Consider the following 20,100-nt stretch of genomic DNA (forward strand, 5'->3'; position numbering starts at 1 on the left):
GGGAGGGCATGGCGATGAGACGAAGTGTGCTGGCGGGGTTGGGTGCGGTGGTGGCCATGGCGGCTTCCGCTCTCGTGGCACCCGCTGCCTCGGCGGGGCAGGAGCTGCCGCTGCCGGGGTTCGGGGACATCGTGGTGGACGACGCGCACGAGCGGGTCTTCGTTTCCGGCGGTGGCGCCGGAAACGGCATCGTCGTCACCGACTTCTCCGGCCGGGTACGCCGGACGATTCCGAACCAGCTCGGTGCCGACGGGCTGGTGCTGAGCGCGGACGGGACCAGACTGTACGCGGCGTTGTCCGCGGGCGACGCGATCTCGGTGATCGACACCGCGACCCTGACCGAGACCGCGCGCTACGCGACGGGGGCGGGCACCTGCCCGACACATCTGGCGCGGACCAGCGACCTCGTCTGGTTCGGCTACGGCTGCGTCGACGGAACCTGGTCGGGCAAGATCGGGAAACTGGACCCCGCGGCGGCTCAGCCGGTTTCCGGCGACCAGCAGAAAGACGTGCGATACCAGCGCGCGCCCCTGGTGAGTTCCGGCGGCGGGGCGAACGGCCCGCTGGTGGCCGGACAGCTGTCCCTCAGCCAGTCCCTGGTGCAGGTGTACAGCGTGGACGGTGGCGGCTTGACCGTCGGTGCCACGGGGGACGTCGTCGGTGCCGGCCTGTACGACGTCGACGTGACCACCGACGGGACGACTCTCTACAGCGCGGCGGGCGGCCGTGACCGGGCGGAGGCGTTCGCGTCCGCGGACTTGGCCCGGCGAGGCGCGTATGCGGCCCGGCCGCGCCCGGTCGCGGCCGCGCTGTCTCCCGACGACCGCCATCTCGCCGTCGGCGCACTGACCACGGACCCGAATGACGTTCTCGTGTATGAGGTGGGTGGCACGACCCCCGTCGACACGGTCGCGCTCGACAGCGGTGAAACCGTGCAACCGAGGGGATTGGCCTGGTCGGCGGACAAGGAACACCTTTTCGTCGTGACGCGATACCAGAACGATCCCGAGCCGCATCTCGAAGTGGAAAGGCATCCGGCCGGCCGGTGAACGGCGTGCGGCGCGGCGCGCCGTGATCGACACGGTTCTCCTGCCGGTTCAGCAGCCTGCCTGGCAGGGTCCATATCAGCCGCGTACGCGCGGTGGTCCCGCCGTCCGCGACCGTGTGATGACCGGGCCCATGCGGTTGCCGCGCACTGGGTTCCTGGAGCGGGTGCCGTCCGCGGCTGGAGGGGACTGGTCGAACGAGGCAAGCTTCGAAACCGTGCGGTCACATCACGCAGGGACGGTCGGAAAACTCGGTGATCAGCAGGTATCGGTCGTCGTCGCGCCGGCCTCGCTGATCGCGTAGGCCCTCCCCACGGCGAAACCGTCGGGCAGCGGAAGTTTGGCCACTGAACCGGGCCCTTGCCAGACCGCGGGTGACCGTAGGACACCGACGGTTCGGAGGTGGTGACGCGAGCGTGAGCGTTTTCGAGCGCAGAGGCGAGCAGGGAGTGCGCTTCAGCGTCGGTGAGCACGTCGACGTGCACGGGGGGCGGGCGCTATGGCGGGCGTCGTGCTCGGTAGATCCAGACGTGCTGGTGTAATGACCATGCGTGCTCAACCGCTCCGAAGTCGGCCGCGTCGCCGAGTGTGGGAATCACCGGAAGGGGACCGCGTTGTCCGATCTCGCCCGCATCCTTCTCATCGGGCTCGTCAGTGGACTTGTCGCCTTCGGAATCGGTGTGGTGATGCAGCGCCGCCGCGCCGGGCGTCTGCAGCGCGTCAGCAGACTCGAGTGCAGCGTCCGGGTCGTCGACGGTGAGCACGTCGGCCTGAGCGGAAAGTGGTGGGCAGGTGAGGCCACGCTGTCTCCCGGGCGGATCCGTTTCGTTCGGTTCACCGGCGGGTTGCGGTTCCTGCGAAGGCGCGCGGTGGAGATCCAGGTCGCTGACATCGAGGTGAGCGAACACCGTAGTCCCACTGTCCGCGAGGCGCTCTCCGTGAGTCCGGATACTGATGTGATCCGGCTGGTGACGCCCACGTCGACGCTGGAGTGGGCAGTGCTCGGGAGTCAACTGCACTGGGCCGTCGACTGCTTGTCGCCATCCGCCTAGATTTCCATGCCGTCCGGCTTGGGCGGGTCGGGACAATCGGCCGCATGCTGCCAGTTCCCGACTCCCGGCCTGTAGCCGCGCTTGAGGCTGGCGAATATGCTTCAGCAATTGCCAAGGCGCGGTACATGACGGCGTCGATACGATTCCTGCCAGGGCTGACTGGCTGTCCTGCTTGCCAGGGCATCGGCGGTGTTCACCTGCGCTGGCCCGCCATGCCGATGATGCTGGGCCACCGCGGCTCGCCAGCTCACTGCGAACGACGGCTGTGACTGACCATCCGGCTCCACGATCCAGTGGATTCGATTCTCAGGTGGCGGGGACGGCGCTTTTTGTCAATGGGGTCTGCTCGGATCCCAGCACATCCGGGTCTCGGCGGCGAGAGTGGTCAGTGCCATGCGCGGGCCTCCCGGTCGATGGTGTTCGCGATTTTTGTCGATGTCCTCGTCGGCCGCTGGGCGAGATTCCAGGCGCCGGGGCGAGGTGGTGGGGCCTGAACATCGGCTGCGACGCGCAGAGGGGACTTCGAGCGATCCGGGCGGATGATCTCGAGTGATCAAGCGGATGCGGGCACCTGTAGGAGCGGCAGGGATACGCGCCAGCGAACTGCTCGGAGTTGGCGGCGATGCGGGCTTGGGCGAGGTGAGCTGGTGAAATAGCGATCAGGTGTCTCTAAGCGCCGAACCAGCGGTACCAGATCGGTTTGTCCAAGCCAGCGTCCCAGCGCTGGAAGGCTGCGCGGCGCTGTTGAGGAGTAGTCAATGCCTCCTCGTGGGTGAGCCAGTCCAGATACCACTCCGTGAACGTTGCTGCTCGACGGTCATCGTTGAGCAGCGGGTGCAGGCGGTCGGACGCCGCACGGCCGTCGAACCACATGGTTCCGCGCATGGGCCCGCTGACCACGAGCAGCGTGTAGTAGCCGCAGCCGTCGTCCTGCAGGAAGACAGCCCCAGGGACCCGATCGTCGTCGAGCACGTCCTCAGCGACCGATGCACTGTCAGGTGCCGGAAAGGGGACATGAAGCGTGTCGTGGTCCTTGTATCGGGCGCCGTCCCAGTCCCAGCACGAACCATCGGACCGCAACTGCCGTACCTGGCCGCCCGCGCTGACTCGCACCAGGTACTGGCGGTAATCCTCGGGGAACTCGATGCCGAAGTGCTTTTCGGCCTGGTGTACCTGGGTCTCGCTCAAGACGTCCGGGAGATGTCGGCGACCGAACCCAGGCCGTGCGTACAGCGCGACGGTTCGATCCCGTACCTCGTCCCAGTCCACTGCCCTCATACCGGCAACATAGCCGGTCGGTTCGCTGGGCCCCGGAACCACCTTTGCCACGGAGAAGCGAATCTGCAACCGGCGCACCGCAACGGGACGCGAAACCGGTTGCGCAGGCGGGGATCGCCGGTTTCTGGAACGGCCCGGTGGCCACCACGACCGGGCGATCCCGACCTTCGGTGGATCCCGAAAAGGGGGTCCGCGAACGACCACGGCTACGTCGCCGGAGGTCCCATCAACAGTCACGTAGCGTGGGCTGGTCTCACGTGGACGAGGGAGCGTGTGACCATAGTGCGGCAGTTGCGAGGCGTGGTGCCGATCGTCGTGAAGGTCTAGTTGGGATCTTTTGGTCGTTTCTGGCTGTGCCCGCCGTGGTCGTACACGGGCCAGTGGGCTGTCCAGTGGGCAATCCGCTCGGGGGAGCCATTCCCCGCGTTGCCTGGCGAGGACCAGTTCCGAGGTGGCAGTGCTGGCAGGTGTCGGCAGCACGCTGGTCGGGCGGGGCGGCGGCGCGGGTGATCAGGTGCGGAGATCGGCGGTGGTGGTTTCTGATGACTGTGCGAGGTGGGTGGGACGGCTGGTTCCGTTTCCTTCCCCTGCTTGAAGAATCAGACTTCGCTCAGCGGTTCGACATAGTCTCCCAGTACGGGGTTCTTTCGTCGTGTCGTCATTCGACGTGAGGATCTCTCACGCGGAGCTCTTCCGGTTCCGAATGGCGTCCAAGACCTTCTCGGCTCGGGACAGGTCGGTGGCGTGGGTGGGTACTGACCGGCTCAGTTCGCTGTAGATGAGGACGCTTTCCGTGGCGAGTCTCACCGATTCCTCGGCGGGGGCGAGGCTGGAGCAGCTCGGCAGCATGGCCTGCCGGAACCGAGCACGCTCGCGTGTGAACGGCTCCGGGGCACCGCTACCGACCAGCCAAGCAGGCTTCGCCTCCCAGCGGAGATCGGGTCGTTGCGCCATGAGCCGCGCCAGGAGCAGACGTGCCTCGGCCGCGCCGGCGATCCGCGTCGCGGCGGTGAGCTGGCCGTCGCCGTTCAAGTCGGGTCGCGCCGAGCTGTCGGCGGCCAACGCTTCAGTGATCAGATCCGGGCGCCCTCCGGTCGGGTCCGCGAGGTGCGCTGCGGCGAGGACGATCCTGCCGTGAAACCGCAGTGCCGTCGACGCGTTCGCTTGTTCCATCAGGGGAATGCCTTCCGCGCCCATCGCGCCTATGGCGTGATAGGCGGCTACGAGGTCGTCCCGCGATGCCGCTCCCGTCGCCAGCCGGGCGGCGCTGACGTGAGTCAGCAGATGGTTGATGCCTGTCTGGTAGGCGAGGCCCGCGCGCAGATGGTGGCCGGCCGCCCGTTTGTCGCGGGCCGAGGCCCAGTACGACAACGCCAGCCGCATGTTGTCGTCGTTGGCTTTGACCGCCGTCGCTCGTTTGCCTGGCCGAGGTGAGCGGATCAACGCGTAGAAGCCGAGTGGCGCGGTCAGCACCAGGGCGATCAGCCCGCCGAGCCCGCCGGTCACGTACACCGTCCAGCCCGCCGCGTACGCCACCGCTGCTGCGGCCACTCCGCCCGCCCACAGTATCCGCGCGGCACGACCCGTGCCGAGAAGAGAATGAACGAGCAAAAGCGCACCACACCACCACAGGCCGACCCCAACCAGTCCCGGACCTGAACCGGACGTCGAGGCCAACAGAACCAGGCCGAGTGTGATGGACAGGATCCCGTACCGAACCGCCACAACCAGCCCCCGGATCTCATCGGCGTGCGATGCAAAGTTACACGGTGACGATTGCGAGCGGGCCGGATTCACGAGCGGTCACCCGGAGCATGCGGGTCCATTCGCAGGTGGCCGCGTCCCTGCCGGGACGGTCGCACTGTGGCTTGCCGATGATCGGATCCTTGAAACCCCCTACCCCGTCGCCCTGGACATCCACCTGCAGGGCCGGGTCCTGACGCTGGTCCCTCGTGGTACTGCTTCGGCGATCCCGTCGCCCTGGCCGACCCCGAAGCTGTTGTGCCGGGGCGAGGGCGGCGATCACCTCGACCTCGTGCAACCTCTTCACCAGTTCGCCGCTACCGTACTCCGGCTTCTGTGAACGACGCCCGTCCTGGATGAGATCTCGCGGGCGCCCACGGTATGGCCGCGTGACGCCGTTGCCCTCCGCCCGAAGCACCCTTTCAGGTCATTGCTGCCTGCGCCGCCCTTGGCGGCGCAGGCAGCCGCGCAGCTACGCGAGGCCGGCTGACGTTCCCCGGCGGGCCAGGACGCGCGCATCCGGCTCAAGGCGCGCAAGACGTCGTCACGGTTCTTTTACGACTTGATCCAGGCGGGAAGGCGGCTGGCCAGACTGCTGTTCCGGTTCGGTACCCCTGTGCGGACGCCGCTCGCGAAGACGGTGCTTGTGTGCCATGTACTTAATCTGAAAAGTCTGTCGATTGTGGTGAGTGGAGCCTGCCACGAGGTGGCCTCATTTTTTGAAGACGATCTTTTGCAGGCGGTTGTTGTAGTGTCCGAGGATCGGGTTCTGGATGGTTCCTTCGAGGGTTTCGAGCAGGAACGAGCTGAAGTTTCCGTCGTAGACGAAGTGGTAGTCGACCAGGTCTCCGGTGACGACCTTCCAGTCGTTGGGTTTTCCTTCGGTGGCCCAGTAGAGGTTCTGTCCAAAGGCGTTGACGCCCCACGCCAGCAGCCCGCCCAGGGCGGGGTAGGAGCCGTAGGCGAACTGGTGTGGGTCCTCCTCGACCAGTTCGCCGAGTGCGGCTCCTTGGATGACGGCGTCGCTGAGGAAGTTGTCGTTCTTGTCGTGCGCGGTGGGGTGGGTCAGGTACAGGAAGTCGTCGAGTTCCATGGCCGGGTAGTAGTCGCAGAAGGCCTTGTAGTCCTGCGGGAGTGCCAGCCCGAGTTCGGCTTCGACATTGCTCCACAGCACAGGCGATGGCGCGAATTCCGGAGCACCCAGCAAGGCCTTCAACCGGTCCACGTCGTCCAACACAAGCCAGCTCCCTCGGCGACCCCTGACCGATGTCACGCGATCCTCGCCAGCCTGAGGCATGCCGCAGAGCGATGGTTTCGCGAAGCTCCACTATGCCGTCGTCGGAAATCGGGCGCCAGGTGCCGGGGCCGTCCTCGCGGCCGCGGGCGGATTCTTCGAACCAGTCGGCCGCGGTCGCGAGGTAGGGGGTTCCGATGGCCTCGACCATCGTGCTCTCGGCGTCGATGGGTTCCCCCGGTCACGTCGGTGAAGAGGCCGGTCGCGGCCAGTTTCTCCGCGGCCGCACGCGTGTGCGGGTTGGTATTCACTGGCTCGATCCAGCCCAGCAGCTCGTCCAGTTCCAGTTGCGGATCACGTTGCTCTCCGGCGCGAATCGCCTGTTGGTTCGAAGTCGCGATCGATTCCATCGCACTGGTTCTGAACCAAGCCACGTGGCTTTATGTCCAGATCAGTACGCCCTCGCGGGTCGCGGGGTCGCCGGGACGGGACGGGGTTCCATGAGCGCTGTCATGTTGGTCCAGGCGTTGGGCTGTATCGGTGAGCAAGGCGCCGATGCTGGTCCAGGTGGTGCGGTGAGGGCCTGCTTGGGCCATCCGCTCGCTCGGTGCCGGGACGGAGGTCGACGGCGAGAACTGCGCCGTCGAGGGCATGGAAGACGGGGATCAGGGCGGAGCAGAAGCCGACGATGGCGGTGCCAGCGGCGCGTTGGTGGTGTCCTCCGCGTCGGCAGCAGCCCTCGTCGGAGTGCTCGCTCAGGCTCGCCCAGGTCTTCTGTACTTGTGTTACTGGCAGTGGGAAGTAGCTGCCAGGGACGGTGAACGCGGTGCGGAGATCGCGTTCACTATCGACACCGTCCACCAGGCTCCACCACACGAGAAAGATCCTCTGGGAGCGCTTGTCCTAACGCGGCCTGGACGGACTGGATGTCGGGCGCCGGTGCGGGGGACCGGAGAGTGGCGGCGGTGGCGGGGGCGTGGGTGCGCAGCCAGACCGTGATCCGTTGCCAGGCCGGTTGCCCGTCACCTCGATGACGGGGTGAGCGTCGAGGTGACGCGCACCTGCACGACCGGGGCCCGGAATGCCAACTCCAAGCTGTACGGAGTCTCGTGGCGCATCGCTCGAACACTCGGGTTTCGGCGACTGATCACCTACACGCAGGCCGGTGAGAGCGGCGCGAGTCTGCGCGCGGCCGGTTTCCGTCCGGTCGCCGACCTTCGGCCGCGGCCGGGTTGGTCCATTGTGTCGCGACCGCGCGAGGCGCGCGGTGTCGACGGGATCCGGCGAACGCGGTGGGAGATCCGAGCGGACCGGTAGTTCACGCGATCGGGTAGGTCGTCCGATTCGCTCAGGATTGCCTTGTGCGGCAGCTGTTTCAGCTGGTACAGCCGGCGATCGGCCGACGCTACCGCGTCTGATCAGCTGATCCGTTGCTGAATCGTGCTGTCCGCATCACTGGAGAAGGTGAATGTTGTGACGGACGACAGTCCGCGTGTGAGCGCTTCCGCGCTGGATCCCGTCGATGGCGGTGCGGCGCTGGCGGCTTCGATCCGGGAGCTCGCCAGCGCGATCCGCGCATTGGGGGCACATGCGCCCCGCGATCCCGACGCGCTGCTGACAGCGGAGGACGTCGGGGCGTTGCCCGGCTTGTCGCCGAGGACGTTGAAGGATCGTGCTGCGGCCGGGGTGTTTCCGCATCGCCGGTTCGGTAAGCACTACCGGTTCAGCCGTGAGGACGGCGCGGAGATCGTGCAGTTGACGAAGAGCGAGGTGCGTCCGGATCGCGGTGGCATGCGTGCGGCGTGAGCGCCGACCGTTCTGTTCAGTCCCGGCTGATCCGGGAGTCACCCTAGGAAGAGAGTGTGTTCGACATGGCCTATGCGCAACCGACTGGCGGTAGTACGCCAGGGTGGCGTGCTCGGTTCAAACGTCCTGATGGGACGTGGGGGAGCCGAGCCGGATTCAACTCAGAGAAGGCGGCCGAGGCGTGGGGTGTGGAGCAGGAGGCGCTGATCCGGCGCAACCTGTGGCTGGACCCGCAGGAAGCGGAGATGTTGTTCGGTGTCTTCGCCGAAGAGTTCATGGACGCGGTCGGTCCGCGGCTGGAGCCGATGACATCGGCCAAGTACCGGTCCTTTTTGGACAACCATCTACTACCGCAGTGGTCGTCCCGGCCGCAGGCCGGGATCTTCAACAGCTACGTCGAGATCGAGAAGTGGCTGTCGGAGTTGCACGAGGACAACGCGGACTCATCGGTGGCGTCGATCTTCTCGCTGTTCTCCACGATCTTGGGTGCTGCGGTCAAGGCGAGGAAGATCCCGGCGAACCCGTGCGCCGGCATCCGAGTGACCTCGGGTGAGTTCGAGATCGAGAACCTCGCCGCGACGCCGGTGCAGGCACTGAGAGCGTCGATGCGTCTCTACGAGAGAGGGCTCGGGCTCGCCAGGTTCGTGCTCGGGTTGCTCGACTTCTACACCGGTTCGCGGTGGGGCGAGTTGGTCGGTCAGCAGCGCCACGAGTACGACAGCGAGGCGCGCTCGATCCAAATCCGTGAGCCGTTGAAGGAGATCGGCGGACGCCTGTTCAAAGGCGGAGGTCGGGTCGATACCTCGCGGATGGCCGACCTGGGGCCGCGGCCGACTCGCCCGGTGACACCGAGACGACAGGGCGGCCGGGCGAAGAAGGGGCGGACCAATACCCCGGCTGGTACGCGAAGCGTGGAGTTGCCGCCGAGTATCGCGGTCTTCTACGAAGAGCTGATCGACAGCCACAGCTTCCCGTTCGTGCTGTGCAGTGCCGAGGGCGCGCCTCTGCGGCGTTCTAACTTCCGTAACCGGTACTGGCGCCCGGTGTGGGATGGCAGTGACGCTGAACACACACGGTCCGCGGAAGTGGTGCAACCGATCCTGCCGACCTTCACCTTCCACGAGGGACGGCACAGTCACAGCACTTGGCTGGCCGAGGACGGCATTCCCGAGGTCGCCCGGCGGGCGCGGCTGGGGCAGAAGATGAAGGGGATCGCGAGGGTCTACGACCACGTGACGCCGCTCATGCGCCGCCAGATCCTGCAAGCGCTCGAGACCCGGTGGATCGGGTCGCTGATCTCGCTCACGCCGAGCGAGCGGACGAAGCTGGGGGAGTGGTTCCCGCACCTGCACGCCACGTTCCGTGACGGGCAGTTGGAGACCGCTCCGAGGGCCATCGCCCTTTTCATCGCCATTGAACGACTGGAGCCCCGCCTCTCCGAAGAGAAGCGGGGCTCCAGTCAAAAGGTGGTGCGCGATACTGGGATTGAACCAGTGACCTCTTCCGTGTCAGGGAAGCGCTCTCCCGCTGAGCTAATCGCGCGAGGTGGAGACGGGATTCGAACCCGTGTACACGGCTTTGCAGGCCGTTGCCTCGCCTCTCGGCCACTCCACCGTGACAGGCCCGAGGGGGCCTTCCGAGCGGATGACGGGATTCGAACCCGCGACCCTCACCTTGGCAAGGTGATGCGCTACCAGCTGCGCTACATCCGCACATCCTCGGTACGGGCTGGAGGTCAGAACCTTGCGGTTTTGTCCCTCACCCCGTCGCCGTGGTGTGTGTGAACACTATCCGACCCCGGAATCGGCCCTGCAACCGGGGTGCCACTTGCTGTTCGCAAGCCCGTCATCAGGCCAGATCGTTGGGGATCAGGTGGGTCAGGGCGTCGTCGACGTCGACCCACAGATGCTCGTTGCCCGGGAGCACGACGTCGTAGGTCCGGTCGAGGAAGTCGGCCAGCTCCTGGGCGGACGCCTCGAACATGGCGTGCCCGGAAGGCGAGTTCAGTTCGATGAGGACGGACTCGGGGTCCTCGACGGAGGGGCGGATGCGGACGTCGCCGTCGCCTGCGTCGGCCAGGAGGCCGTCGGCGAGGAGATCGCGCGCGTAGACCCACTCGACCCAGCCGGCGCGGCCGGTGCGGAAGGCGGCGACGACCGCGTAGGGGTCGCGTGTGTCGTATCGCAGTTCCACCTTGACCGGAACCGCGGGCGTCCGCGGTGCCAGGAGGTCGAACACCGCCGTCGAGCGGAGCGTCACGTGATCGTTGCGCATCGTCCTACCCTTCGTCTCCTTCCCGGCCCGGTCGAACCGAGTGGCGATGATGTGACGTTTCGGGCGGCCGATCGGAACGCGGTTTTGCCGCAGATCACCCGGTTGGGGTCATCGGACCCCGGCTCCCTACTTCGTCACCCCATCATCACCCGCGCGACGCGCAGCCCTACATGCGCCCTGCAGGCAGTCCACATGTACATACTGCGCGGTTTAGTCGTCACGCGATAGCACCGTCGCACGAATGTCGAAACGCGTCGCAGGCGCCCCCCGGCCAGGACAACCCCGGCTAGCTCGTGGTTGTTCGCTCCGTATTTGCTGGTGAGCGGAGTGTGGTCGGAGGGAACCACCCGTTTGCAGGCCCCCTAAAGTCGTGGGGTACAGTCTGCCGAACACCGCGAGCGGGCGATTAGCTCAGCGGGAGAGCGCTTCGTTCACACCGAAGAGGTCACTGGTTCGATCCCAGTATCGCCCACCGGATGAAGGCCCTGGACCATCGGTCCGGGGCCTTGATTCATTCCCGGACACTAATGGCGGGGGGCCGTCCGGAGGCATTCGATCCCCAGGTCGGACGCGGGTTATGTGGGGACGGTACTTCTGCCGTCGCGGGCCGGTCCGCTGTCGAGGCTGAATGCGTCCGGTGCGGCGGGGGTGGTGGGGCGCCGCCGGTTCGAAGATCCCCGAAGCCGACGTTCAGGCCGGTGTGGACATTCGCCGGGGACCTCCCGTCGCGCCGCGAAAACGTCACATGAGCCGTCCGTCGAGACGACACTGTGATCCTCGGCACGGTAACACCGGGTGAAAGGTCCAGACCATGGTGGAAGTGATGCAGGGCATGGATGAGCGCCTCACTCGTCCGGCTCCGGCGGGGGAGCCGCCGTGACGCTGACGTGATGTGACGAAACGCCACTCCGGTGACCGATTGACAAGGTAGATCCGCCCGCGGTGAGGACGGCTCGCGCACCGGGCTTCCCGGAGGACGTGAAATCCACTGTGGACCGGCGGGAGATCGACTTCCGTGAACCGTCCACTGTGGAGCTTTCGGGGCTATTCGGCCGATCGGGGGCGTGGCGCCACGGGTGGCCGGGAAAGCTGCGAATTCGTGACTACTTTGAGTAGTTGTTCGGGGGATACGGTCTATTACCCATCGTCATCATCTTGTTATCAACGCGGCATTCATTTGCCGGAAGCTCGCGCAGGATGTGGCTGGAAATCCTTGTAACGATGGCCGGAGAGCGGCCGATACCTTGGCGTGTGTCGCCCCATCAGCCGTTGAAGGATCTTGAGAATCGATCACTCTTCGAAATCGTTCTCATTTACTCAGCGTGTTGGTCCGGCGTTCGGGAATCCCCACTCCGGGAGGTCTGATGGAAGAGTCGGTGCGGCCGTCGTCCACCGTTAACGGGACGCCGCAGCACATCGACCTTCAGTCGATCCCGCTCCCCCCGCAAAGGGGTGCGGGCAATGCCGCGGCGGTCGACACGACGTCGGCGCGGCCGCCGTACGCGGCTTGGGAATCGCGCTACCGCGCCTGGGTCGTCGGTAGTGACGTTTTCACGGCCTTCGTGCTCATCATGATGAGCGCCTTCTTGATCGATCGATCCGATCCACATGACATGCACGCCCTCGGCACCGCCGTCGCCTTCCTGTTCGGGCTGTCGGTCTGCCGCGCCTGGAGCCCGAGGGTGCTGGGCGAGGGTGCGGAGGAGTACCGGACGCTGGGCCGGGGCCTGGTGGCCACCGCGGTCCTCGTCGCGCTGGGCGGCCTGCTCTTCGGCGCGCTCGCCGTCCAGCCCTGGGTCTTCATCGTCGTGCCGATGATCTCGGTCTTCATGTTCCTGCAGCGGTACGCGCTGAGACAGGTGCTGCACCGGCGCAGGCGGCTCGGTGAATGCCTGCTGCCGGTGCTCGCGGCGGGAAGCCCCGACACGGTCGCCGATCTCATCGCCCGCACCAAGGCCGATCCCCACGTCGGCTGGCGGGTGGAAGCGGTCTGCACGTACTCCGGCGCCGGCGCGGACCGGGGGAGCGGCGAGGTGGAAGGCGTCCCTGTCGTCGGGAAGCTCGACGACCTCGCGGGCCACGTCCGCCGTGGCGGCTACCGGGTGGTCGCCGTGACCGCCGATCAGCACTGGAACCCGAAACGCCTCCAGCGGCTCGCCTGGGACCTCGAAGGGACCTCCGCCGAGATGGTGGTCGCCCCGATGCTGATGGAGGTCGCCGGTCCCCGGTTGAACGTCTCCGGTGTGCTCGGCATGCCACTGCTGCGGGTCAGCGCGCCGCAGTTCACCGGTGGCCGCCGTTTCGTCAAGGAAGTGCTCGACCGGTTCGGCTCCGCGCTGCTTCTGACCCTGGTTTCCCCGCTGCTGCTGGCGATCGCGGTCGCGATCAAGCTCGACGACCGCGGCCCGGTGATCTACCGGCAGCGCCGCGTCGGCCGCGACGGCCACACCTTCACCATGCTCAAGTTCCGCACGATGGTCACCAACGCCGACAAGCTCAAGCAAGACCTCCAGGCGGAGAACGAGGGTGCGGGACCGCTGTTCAAGATGCGGAAGGACCCGCGCGTCACCAAGGTCGGCTCCATGCTTCGCCGGTACTCGCTCGACGAACTGCCACAGTTGCTCAACGTCGTGAGCGGTCGCATGTCGCTCGTCGGTCCCCGCCCGCCCTTGCCGGAGGAGACCGTGAAGTACGCCCCCGACGCGCGCCGCCGCCTCCTGGTCAAGCCGGGGCTGACCGGGCTCTGGCAGGTCAGCGGCCGCAGTGACCTCAGCTGGGCCGAGAGCATCCGCCTCGACCTGCGTTACGTCGAAGACTGGTCGCTTGCCCTCGACCTGGTGATCCTGTGGAAGACCTTCCGGGCCGTGGTCCAGGGGCGCGGGGCCTACTGATCCTTCCGTCGCAACGGCTCGACGGCCGTCGTCCTCCGGGACGGCGGCCGTTCTTGTGATCGAGCGCACACGCAGAGGTAGTTGAGCGAGAAATAGTTCAGCGCTCAACTAGGTTGAAGGCGAGTACAGGACGCGTACGGAAGGAAGATCCACCGATGACCACCAGCGTTGAGCCGACCGAAGCCTTGAACCTCCCGCAGGACGTTCAGGACCTGTTGTTCCGCGAGGCCCGCACCGCGAACAGCTTCAGCGACGAGCCGGTGACCGACGAGCAGATCCGCGCGATCTACGAGCTGGTCAAGTGGGCCCCGACGTCGATGAACAACCAGCCGCTGCGCGCGCTGGTGATCCGCACCGAAGAGGGCAAGAAGCGTCTCGCCCCGCTGATGTCCGAGGGCAACCGCGCGAAGACCGAGACCGCGCCGGTGACCGTCGTGCTGGCCGCCGACACCGAGTTCCACGAGAACCTGCCGCGCACCTTCCCGCACTTCCCGGGCGCCAAGGACCTGTTCGCCGAGGAGGCGGGCCGCGTCGAGACCGCCAAGCTCAACGCGCTGCTCCAGGTCGGCTACTTCATCATCGGCGTCCGCGCCGCCGGGCTGGCCGCCGGCCCGATGACCGGCTTCGACGCCGAGGGCATCGACAAGGAGTTTTTCGCGGACAAGGCGTGGAAGTCCCTCGTCGTGATCAACGTCGGCAAGCCGGGCGACAACCCCTGGTTCGACCGCCTGCCGCGGCTGGACTTCGACGAGGTCGTCGAGACCATCTGACCTCGCCGCTCGATACGCGAAGGCCTTCTTCCGATGGGAAGGAGGCCTTCGTGGTGTTTGAGGTAATGCGCGTGAACCGTGTCGTGGGTGACGACTAACATCACAGCAAAGTTGTACGACTTTCCTAAGGAGCCCATCGTGTCCCAGCCGTCGTCAGTAGCAGCCGTAACCGCCTCGCGCGTGGTGGTACCGGCGGGCACTACGGCGGGCACCGCGGTCCGCGAAGCCGGGCTGCCGACGAAGGGGCCGGACACGATCGTCGTCGTGCGCGACGCCGAGGGGAACCTCCGCGACCTCTCCTGGGCTCCGGAGTCCGAGGTCGAGGTGGAGGCGGTCGCGGCCAACACCGACGACGGCCGCAGCGTCATCCGCCACTCGGCCGCCCACGTGCTCGCCCAGGCCGTGCAACAGCAGTTCCCGCAGGCCAAGCTCGGCATCGGCCCGCCGGTCAAGGACGGCTTCTACTACGACTTCGCCGTCGACACCCCGTTCACCCCGGAAGACCTGCAAGCGCTCGAAAAGCGCATGAAGCAGATCGTGAAGGGCTCGCAGCAGTTCTCCCGCCGCGTCTTCGACTCGGTCGACGAGGCCAAGAAGGAACTGGCGGACGAGCCGTTCAAGCTCGAACTGGTCGACATCAAGTCCGATGTGGACACCAGCGAGGTGATGGAGGTCGGCGGCGGCGAGCTGACCATCTACGACAACCTCGACCCGCGCACCAAGGAGCGCGTGTGGAGCGACCTCTGCCGCGGCCCGCACGTGCCGACCACCAAGTTCATCCCGGCGTTCAAGCTCACCCGCGTCGCCGCGGCCTACTGGCGCGGTGACGACAAGAACCCGCAGCTGCAGCGGATCTACGGCACCGCTTGGGAATCCGCCGAAGCGCAGGACGTCTACCTGGAGCGTCTCGCCGAGGCGGAGCGGCGCGATCACCGCAAGCTCGGTGTCGAGCTGGACCTGTTCTCCTTCCCCGACGAGATCGGCTCGGGGCTGCCGGTGTTCCACCCCAAGGGCGGCATCATCCGGCAGGAGATGGAGAACTACTCGCGCCAGCGGCACGTCGAAGCCGGGTACGACTTCGTCTACTCGCCGCACATCACCAAGGGCGCGCTGTTCGAGACCTCCGGGCACCTCGACTGGTACCGCGACGGCATGTACCCGGCGATGCACCTCGACGCCGAGCACAACGAGGACGGTTCGGTCCGCAAACCCGGCCAGGACTACTACCTCAAGCCGATGAACTGCCCGTTCCACGACCTGATCTTCCGCTCGCGCGGGCGTTCCTACCGGGAACTGCCGCTGCGGATGTTCGAGTTCGGCTCCGTGTACCGCTACGAGAAGTCCGGCGTGATCCACGGCCTGACCCGGGTGCGCGGTATGACGCAGGACGACGCGCACATCTTCTGCACCCTGGAGCAGGTCCCCGGTGAGCTGAAGTCCCTTTTGGACTTCGTGCTGAACCTGTTGCGCGACTACGGACTCGACGACTTCTACCTCGAACTGTCCACTCGGAACGAGGACAAGTACATCGGTTCCGAAGAGGTCTGGGCCGAGGCGACCGAGGTGCTCCGCACCGCCGCCGTGGACTCCGGGCTGGACCTCGTCCCGGACCCGGGCGGCGCGGCGTTCTACGGGCCGAAGATCTCCGTGCAGGCCAAGGACGCGCTGGGCCGCACTTGGCAGATGTCGACCATCCAGCTGGACTTCATGCTGCCCGAGAAGTTCGAGCTGGAGTACACCGCGGGCGACGGCAGCCGCCAGCGTCCGGTGATGATCCACCGCGCGCTGTTCGGCTCGATCGAGCGGTTCTTCGGCGTGCTGACCGAGCACTACGCGGGCGCGTTCCCGGCGTGGCTGTCGCCGGTCCAGGTGGTCGGCATCCCGATCACCGAGGACCAGGTCGAGCACCTGCGCGGGGCCGAGAAGGCGCTGCGGGCCAAGGGGATCCGCGCCGAGGTCGACGCGAGCGGCGACCGGATGCAGAAGAAGATCCGCACCCACACCACGCAGAAGGTGCCCTTCATGCTCCTGGCGGGCGCGAAGGACGTCGAGGCGGGCGCGGTGTCGTTCCGGTTCCGCGACGGCGGCCAGATCAACGGGGTCCCGGTGGCCGACGCCGTCGAGGCGATCGCCGGCTGGGTCCAGCGCCGGGAGAACTCCTCGCCGACCGTGGCGGGCTTGGAGGCGGTACTCCGGTGACGGGCTCCGATGGCCCCGAAGTCGTCGGACAGGACGGTGTGGGGGTCCCGGACGCGTTGCAGCGGCTGTGGACCCCGCATCGGCTCGCCTACGTGCAAGGGGCGAAGAAGCCCGACGAGGGCTGCCCGTTCTGTCACCTTCCCGAGAAGAGTGACGAGGACGCGCTGATCCTCGCGCGGGGGAAGACCGTGTACGCGGTGCTGAACCTGTACCCGTACAACCCCGGTCACCTGATGGCCGTGCCGTACCGCCATGTCGCGGACTACACGGACCTGACGGCGGAAGAGACCACCGAGGTGGCGGAGTTCACCCAGCACGCGATGCGGGTGATCCGGGAGGTGTCGTCGGCGCACGGGTTCAACATCGGGATGAACCAGGGCGTGATCGCCGGCGCGGGCATCGCCGCGCACCTGCACCAGCACGTGGTGCCGCGCTGGGGTGGCGACGCGAACTTCATGCCGGTGATCGGGCACACGAAGGTGCTGCCGCAGTTGCTGGGGGAGACGCGGCAGCTGCTGGCGGACGCCTGGTAACCCCGGGGCGGGCCGCGGTCTTGAAGTACGTGAAGGCCCCCTTCACTGCGCTAGACGTAGTGAAGGGGGCCTTCACGTACTTACCGGTGGACGGCTCGCGTGTCCAGCCGGACGACTCGCGCCGGGATCGGCCTCGCCGGTGTGTCGTCCATCCAGTCACGCGTGCCGTCCGTCGGATCACGCGTGTCGTCCAGCAATCCTCACTAGCGGCAGGCCGTGAAGGCCTCCTTAAGGGACTCAGGTTCCCTCAAGGAGGCCTTCACGGACCTGAGCGTGGCGGAAGCGGATCACGCGCGTCGTGGACGTTCGGTCCGGTCCGAACGCCATGAAAGGTCCTTTCCTTGCAAATTTCGCAAGGAAAGGACCTTTCATGGCGCGCGCCGGAGGTCCACCGGCGCCCGGAAGCGAAAGCCGGCTTCAGGCGTTGAGAGCGGCCTGGAGCTCGATGTCGATCTTGACCTTCTCGGACAGGAAGGCGTTGCCCTCCGGGCCGATGCCGAAGTCGCGGCGGTTCACGGTGGCGCTGGCCGAGACGCCGATGGTGGTGGCGTCGTTGTTGGCCGGGTTGGTGCCGATGCCGTTGAACTCGGCCTCGAGCGAGACCTGGACGGTCTTGCCACGCCAGGTGAGCTCACCGTCGATGACGTAGTCGCCGCCGTCCTCGCGGATGCCGGTGGAGCGGAAGGTGATGACCGGGTGCTCGTCGACGTGGAAGAAGTCCTCGGACTTGAGGTGCGTGTCACGCCCGTCGACACCGCTGGCGACCGACGACGCGTCGATCTCGACGGTGACCGAGGAGTCGAGGATGTTGTCGGCGGTGACGACCTCGCCGGTGAAGGCGGTGAAGTTGCCGCGGGACTTCGCCAGGCCGAGGTGCTTCACGGTGTAGGCGATGTCGGAGTGGGCGGTGTCGATCGTCCACTTGCCTGCGACGTAACCCGGGATTTCGGTGGTGGTCATGTGAGTCGATCTCCAAAAGTCTGTGGTGAACCCTGAGCTGGTTGAGCGCTCAACAATGACTGTAGCGTAGTTTGGTTGAGCGTTCAACCAGGGGTAGTATGGGTCTCATGTCCGAACCTCGATGGCTCTCCGACCAGGAGCAAAAAGTCTGGCGTGACTTCTCCGCGGCCACGCGGATGCTGCAAGCCCATCTGGAGGGCCAGCTTCAGCACGAGGCGGGCATGCCCCACACCTACTACGAAGTTCTCGTCGCCCTTTCCGAAGCGCCGGGCCGCAAGCTGCGGATGAGCGAACTCGCCGACGCGCGCAAGGCGTCGCGCAGCAGGCTCTCGCACGCGGTGGCGCGGCTCGAAGCGAACGGCTGGGTGCGCCGTGAGTCCTGCCCCACCGACAAACGTGGTTCCTGGGCGGTGCTCACCCCCGAAGGATTCGCCGCGCTGGAGGAGGCCGCCCCCGGGCACGTCGAGGCCGTCCGCGAGAGTCTTTTCGATCCGCTGACCCCCGAACAGGTGAAGGCGCTCGGGGAGATCAGCGCGGCCGTGCTGGAGCGGCTGTCGCCGAAATGCGCCGCGGCGGAGGCGGAAATGGCGCTGCGGGAAGAGTCTCTCGCGGACATCGGGGAGACGGCCGAACTGGCCAAAGCGGACTGACCTCGAGCCCGTCCGGGACGGGCACGACGACGGGCGTCGGTGCGGGTGGATAGGCTTCGGGCGGCCACCCGACCCTGCTGCTTAGGTGCACCTGAAGAACCGATGCTCAACATTTTCGCGCGCGCCTCCGTTTCCCGCGTCACCGACCCGATGGGGAAGGTGCTCGTGCGCGCCGGTCTGACCCCCAACGCGATGACCGTCATCGGCACGGCCGGGGCGGTTCTCTGCGCGCTCGGGTTCTTCCCCAACGACATGCTGCTGTGGGGCACCTTCACCGTCTGGGGCTTCGCGATGCTGGACCTGCTCGACGGCGCGATGGCCCGCGCCCGCGGGTACGGCACGGCCTTCGGGGCCGTCCTCGACGCGACCTGCGACAGGCTGGTCGACGGCGCGTTGTTCGCCGCGATCGCGTGGTGGTGCTTCGTCCACGACGACAACCGACCGGCCGCGGCCGCCGCGTTGATCTGCCTGGTGCTCGCGCAGGTCATCTCGTACGTCAAGGCCCGCGCCGAGGCCTCCGGCCTGGAGGCGGACGGCGGGCTCGTCGAACGCGCGGAACGCCTGATCATCGCTCTCGTGGGAACCGGACTGCACGGTCTGGGCGTTCCGTACACCGTGGACATCACGCTCTGGCTGCTCGCGGTGCTTTCGGTGATCACCCTGCTGCAGCGGACAGCCGCGGTGGCCAAGGCGGCGAGGGCCGCCAAGGCCGCCGGGCCACCCGTCGCGGAGGGCGGGGTATGAGCGGGCTCTCCCAGCGGCTCAGCGACTTCGGCTACGCGGCGGGCTGGAGGCTCGCGCGCTGGCTGCCGGAGTCGGCGGGCGCGGTGACCTTCGGGCTCGGCGCCGATCTGGCCGTGCGGCGCGACGGAGGCGGCGTACGTCAGCTGCGGAGAAACCTGGCCCGGGTCGTGCCGCAGGCCGACGGCGTCGAACTCGACGAACTGACCCGCCGCGCGATGCGTTCCTACGCGCGCTATTGGCACGAGATGTTCCGGCTGCCCTCGATGGACCACAAGGAGGTCAGCCGCAAGGTCGCCCAGTCGATCACCGGGGTGGAGAACCTCGACGCCGCCCTCGCCGAGGGCAACGGCGCGGTGATGGCGCTGCCGCACAGCGGGAACTGGGACGCGGCGGGCGTCTGGCTCGCGGACTACCTCGGCGGTTTCACCACGGTCGCGGAGCGGCTGAAACCCGAGTCGCTGTATCAGCGGTTCGTGTCCTACCGGGAATCGCTCGGTTTCGAGATCGTGCCGCTGACCGGTGACAGCTCCGCGATGCGCGTGCTGCTCAAGCGGTTGCGGGAGAACAAGGCGATCTGCCTGGTGGGGGACAGGGATCTGACGAACTCCGGGGTACCGGTCAAGTTCTTCGGCGAGCAGACCAGGATGCCGGGCGGACCGGCCCGGCTGGCGGCCACCACCGGTGCCGCGCTGATCCCGGCGGGCTGCTGGTTCACCGAGGACGGCTGGCAGATCCGGCTGCATCCGCGGATCCGGGTCACGAACCGGTCCGAGGTCCCGGCGGCCACGCAGGCGCTGGCGGACATCTTCGCCGGGGACATCGCCGCGCATCCGGCCGACTGGCACATGATGCAGAAGTTCTGGCTCTCCGATCTCGAAGCCGGGGAACAGGCCGAACTCGGCGAAGCGAGCTGAGCCGAT

The 20,100-nt window shown here is 67.0% G+C and carries 17 protein-coding genes and 4 tRNA genes; 12 read left to right on the plus strand and 9 right to left on the minus strand.

Features of this window, described 5'->3' with window-relative positions:
- The first annotated feature begins 14 nt into the window (after positions 1-14).
- Together ACFWMR_RS15660 and ACFWMR_RS15665 are read left to right on the plus strand one after the other, a co-directional pair.
- Positions 15-1,049, plus strand: coding sequence for a YncE family protein (locus ACFWMR_RS15660; RefSeq protein WP_378378857.1), 1,035 nt, complete (start codon positions 15-17; stop codon positions 1,047-1,049).
- 611 nt (positions 1,050-1,660) lie between these two features.
- Entirely contained in the window at positions 1,661-2,098 is a 438-nt protein-coding gene (locus ACFWMR_RS15665; protein WP_378378858.1) for a hypothetical protein, read from the plus strand.
- Between the two features lie 669 nt (positions 2,099-2,767).
- On the opposite strand, the gene ACFWMR_RS15670 is transcribed toward ACFWMR_RS15665, so the two are convergent.
- From ACFWMR_RS15670 to ACFWMR_RS15680, 3 genes are all read right to left on the minus strand, one after another.
- Positions 2,768-3,286, minus strand: coding sequence for an SMI1/KNR4 family protein (locus ACFWMR_RS15670; RefSeq protein ID WP_378378859.1), 519 nt, complete (start codon positions 3,284-3,286; stop codon positions 2,768-2,770).
- Positions 3,287-4,054: 768 nt separating this feature from the next.
- Complete coding sequence (locus ACFWMR_RS15675) at positions 4,055-4,927, minus strand: hypothetical protein (protein ID WP_378378860.1); 873 nt, start codon at positions 4,925-4,927, stop codon at positions 4,055-4,057.
- 904 nt (positions 4,928-5,831) lie between these two features.
- Complete coding sequence (locus ACFWMR_RS15680) at positions 5,832-6,356, minus strand: SMI1/KNR4 family protein (RefSeq protein WP_378378861.1); 525 nt, start codon at positions 6,354-6,356, stop codon at positions 5,832-5,834.
- Positions 6,357-7,403: 1,047 nt separating this feature from the next.
- Between ACFWMR_RS15680 and ACFWMR_RS15685 the strand changes: the two genes are divergently transcribed.
- Both ACFWMR_RS15685 and ACFWMR_RS15690 read left to right on the plus strand, forming a co-directional pair.
- Complete coding sequence (locus ACFWMR_RS15685; RefSeq protein ID WP_378378887.1) at positions 7,404-7,670, plus strand: XF1762 family protein; 267 nt, start codon at positions 7,404-7,406, stop codon at positions 7,668-7,670.
- 156 nt (positions 7,671-7,826) lie between these two features.
- The gene (locus ACFWMR_RS15690) at positions 7,827-8,159 is read left to right on the plus strand and encodes a helix-turn-helix domain-containing protein (RefSeq protein WP_378378862.1); all 333 of its coding nucleotides are present in this window, start codon (positions 7,827-7,829) and stop codon (positions 8,157-8,159) included.
- 391 nt (positions 8,160-8,550) lie between these two features.
- On the opposite strand, the gene ACFWMR_RS15695 is transcribed toward ACFWMR_RS15690, so the two are convergent.
- The 5 genes from ACFWMR_RS15695 to ACFWMR_RS15715 all read right to left on the minus strand — a co-directional run bounded on the left by ACFWMR_RS15695 (position 8,551) and on the right by ACFWMR_RS15715 (position 10,433).
- Positions 8,551-8,694 (minus strand): hypothetical protein, encoded by a 144-nt coding sequence (locus ACFWMR_RS15695; RefSeq protein WP_378378863.1) that lies wholly within the window; start codon positions 8,692-8,694, stop codon positions 8,551-8,553.
- Positions 8,695-9,626: 932 nt separating this feature from the next.
- Positions 9,627-9,701, minus strand: a tRNA-Val gene (locus ACFWMR_RS15700).
- A gap of 1 nt (position 9,702) precedes the next feature.
- Positions 9,703-9,773 (minus strand) — tRNA-Cys (locus tag ACFWMR_RS15705).
- 25 nt (positions 9,774-9,798) lie between these two features.
- A tRNA-Gly gene (locus ACFWMR_RS15710) sits at positions 9,799-9,871 on the minus strand.
- Between the two features lie 136 nt (positions 9,872-10,007).
- The gene (locus ACFWMR_RS15715) at positions 10,008-10,433 is read right to left on the minus strand and encodes an SsgA family sporulation/cell division regulator (RefSeq protein WP_005159130.1); all 426 of its coding nucleotides are present in this window, start codon (positions 10,431-10,433) and stop codon (positions 10,008-10,010) included.
- 400 nt (positions 10,434-10,833) lie between these two features.
- Here ACFWMR_RS15715 and ACFWMR_RS15720 point away from each other — a divergent pair.
- The 5 genes from ACFWMR_RS15720 (at position 10,834) to ACFWMR_RS15740 (ending at position 16,826) form a co-directional block, all read left to right on the plus strand.
- Positions 10,834-10,905: transfer RNA gene (locus ACFWMR_RS15720), tRNA-Val, on the plus strand.
- Positions 10,906-11,797: 892 nt separating this feature from the next.
- Complete coding sequence (locus ACFWMR_RS15725; RefSeq protein WP_378278337.1) at positions 11,798-13,324, plus strand: sugar transferase; 1,527 nt, start codon at positions 11,798-11,800, stop codon at positions 13,322-13,324.
- 155 nt (positions 13,325-13,479) lie between these two features.
- The gene (locus ACFWMR_RS15730) at positions 13,480-14,094 is read left to right on the plus strand and encodes a malonic semialdehyde reductase (RefSeq protein ID WP_378278336.1); all 615 of its coding nucleotides are present in this window, start codon (positions 13,480-13,482) and stop codon (positions 14,092-14,094) included.
- Positions 14,095-14,232: 138 nt separating this feature from the next.
- Positions 14,233-16,293, plus strand: a complete 2,061-nt coding sequence (thrS, locus tag ACFWMR_RS15735) for a threonine--tRNA ligase (RefSeq protein ID WP_093937433.1) — start codon at positions 14,233-14,235, stop codon at positions 16,291-16,293.
- A complete protein-coding gene (locus tag ACFWMR_RS15740; protein ID WP_378378864.1) occupies positions 16,290-16,826 on the plus strand; it encodes an HIT family protein in 537 nt (178 codons plus the stop codon). Before thrS ends, ACFWMR_RS15740 begins: the two co-directional genes overlap by 4 nt.
- A gap of 417 nt (positions 16,827-17,243) precedes the next feature.
- Here the strand turns inward: ACFWMR_RS15740 and ACFWMR_RS15745 are convergent, their stop codons facing one another.
- Positions 17,244-17,786 carry a YceI family protein gene (locus ACFWMR_RS15745; RefSeq protein ID WP_378378865.1) on the minus strand — a complete coding sequence of 181 codons (543 nt, stop codon included), beginning with the start codon at positions 17,784-17,786 and terminating at the stop codon, positions 17,244-17,246.
- Between the two features lie 107 nt (positions 17,787-17,893).
- Here ACFWMR_RS15745 and ACFWMR_RS15750 point away from each other — a divergent pair, with 107 nt between their 5' ends.
- The 3 genes from ACFWMR_RS15750 (at position 17,894) to ACFWMR_RS15760 (ending at position 20,094) form a co-directional block, all read left to right on the plus strand.
- Entirely contained in the window at positions 17,894-18,436 is a 543-nt protein-coding gene (locus ACFWMR_RS15750) for a MarR family winged helix-turn-helix transcriptional regulator (RefSeq protein WP_378378866.1), read from the plus strand.
- Positions 18,437-18,538: 102 nt separating this feature from the next.
- A complete protein-coding gene (pgsA, locus tag ACFWMR_RS15755; RefSeq protein ID WP_378279643.1) occupies positions 18,539-19,180 on the plus strand; it encodes a phosphatidylinositol phosphate synthase in 642 nt (213 codons plus the stop codon).
- On the plus strand, positions 19,177-20,094 hold the full coding sequence (locus ACFWMR_RS15760; RefSeq protein ID WP_378279641.1) for a phosphatidylinositol mannoside acyltransferase: 918 nt from the start codon (positions 19,177-19,179) through the stop codon (positions 20,092-20,094). The genes pgsA and ACFWMR_RS15760 overlap by 4 nt, the downstream gene beginning before the upstream one ends.
- Positions 20,095-20,100 lie beyond the last annotated feature (6 nt).

Source organism: Amycolatopsis thailandensis, from assembly GCF_042723255.1.
Classification (GTDB): Bacteria; Actinomycetota; Actinomycetes; order Mycobacteriales; family Pseudonocardiaceae; genus Amycolatopsis; species Amycolatopsis thailandensis.

Excerpts from the sequence above, each read along its gene's own strand:
- ACFWMR_RS15660 (WP_378378857.1), top strand. The coding sequence starts at position 15 with ATGAGACGAAGTGTGCTGGCGGGGTTGGGTGCGGTGGTGGCCATGGCG.
- ACFWMR_RS15695 (WP_378378863.1), bottom strand. The coding sequence starts at position 8,694 with ATGCCGGCGCACGGGTTCGCCGGGATCTTCCTCGCCTTGACCGCAGCA.
- ACFWMR_RS15715 (WP_005159130.1), bottom strand. The coding sequence starts at position 10,433 with ATGCGCAACGATCACGTGACGCTCCGCTCGACGGCGGTGTTCGACCTC.
- ACFWMR_RS15725 (WP_378278337.1), top strand. The coding sequence starts at position 11,798 with ATGGAAGAGTCGGTGCGGCCGTCGTCCACCGTTAACGGGACGCCGCAG.
- ACFWMR_RS15730 (WP_378278336.1), top strand. The coding sequence starts at position 13,480 with ATGACCACCAGCGTTGAGCCGACCGAAGCCTTGAACCTCCCGCAGGAC.
- ACFWMR_RS15745 (WP_378378865.1), bottom strand. The coding sequence starts at position 17,786 with ATGACCACCACCGAAATCCCGGGTTACGTCGCAGGCAAGTGGACGATC.
- ACFWMR_RS15750 (WP_378378866.1), top strand. The coding sequence starts at position 17,894 with ATGTCCGAACCTCGATGGCTCTCCGACCAGGAGCAAAAAGTCTGGCGT.
- pgsA (WP_378279643.1), top strand. The coding sequence starts at position 18,539 with ATGCTCAACATTTTCGCGCGCGCCTCCGTTTCCCGCGTCACCGACCCG.
- ACFWMR_RS15760 (WP_378279641.1), top strand. The coding sequence starts at position 19,177 with ATGAGCGGGCTCTCCCAGCGGCTCAGCGACTTCGGCTACGCGGCGGGC.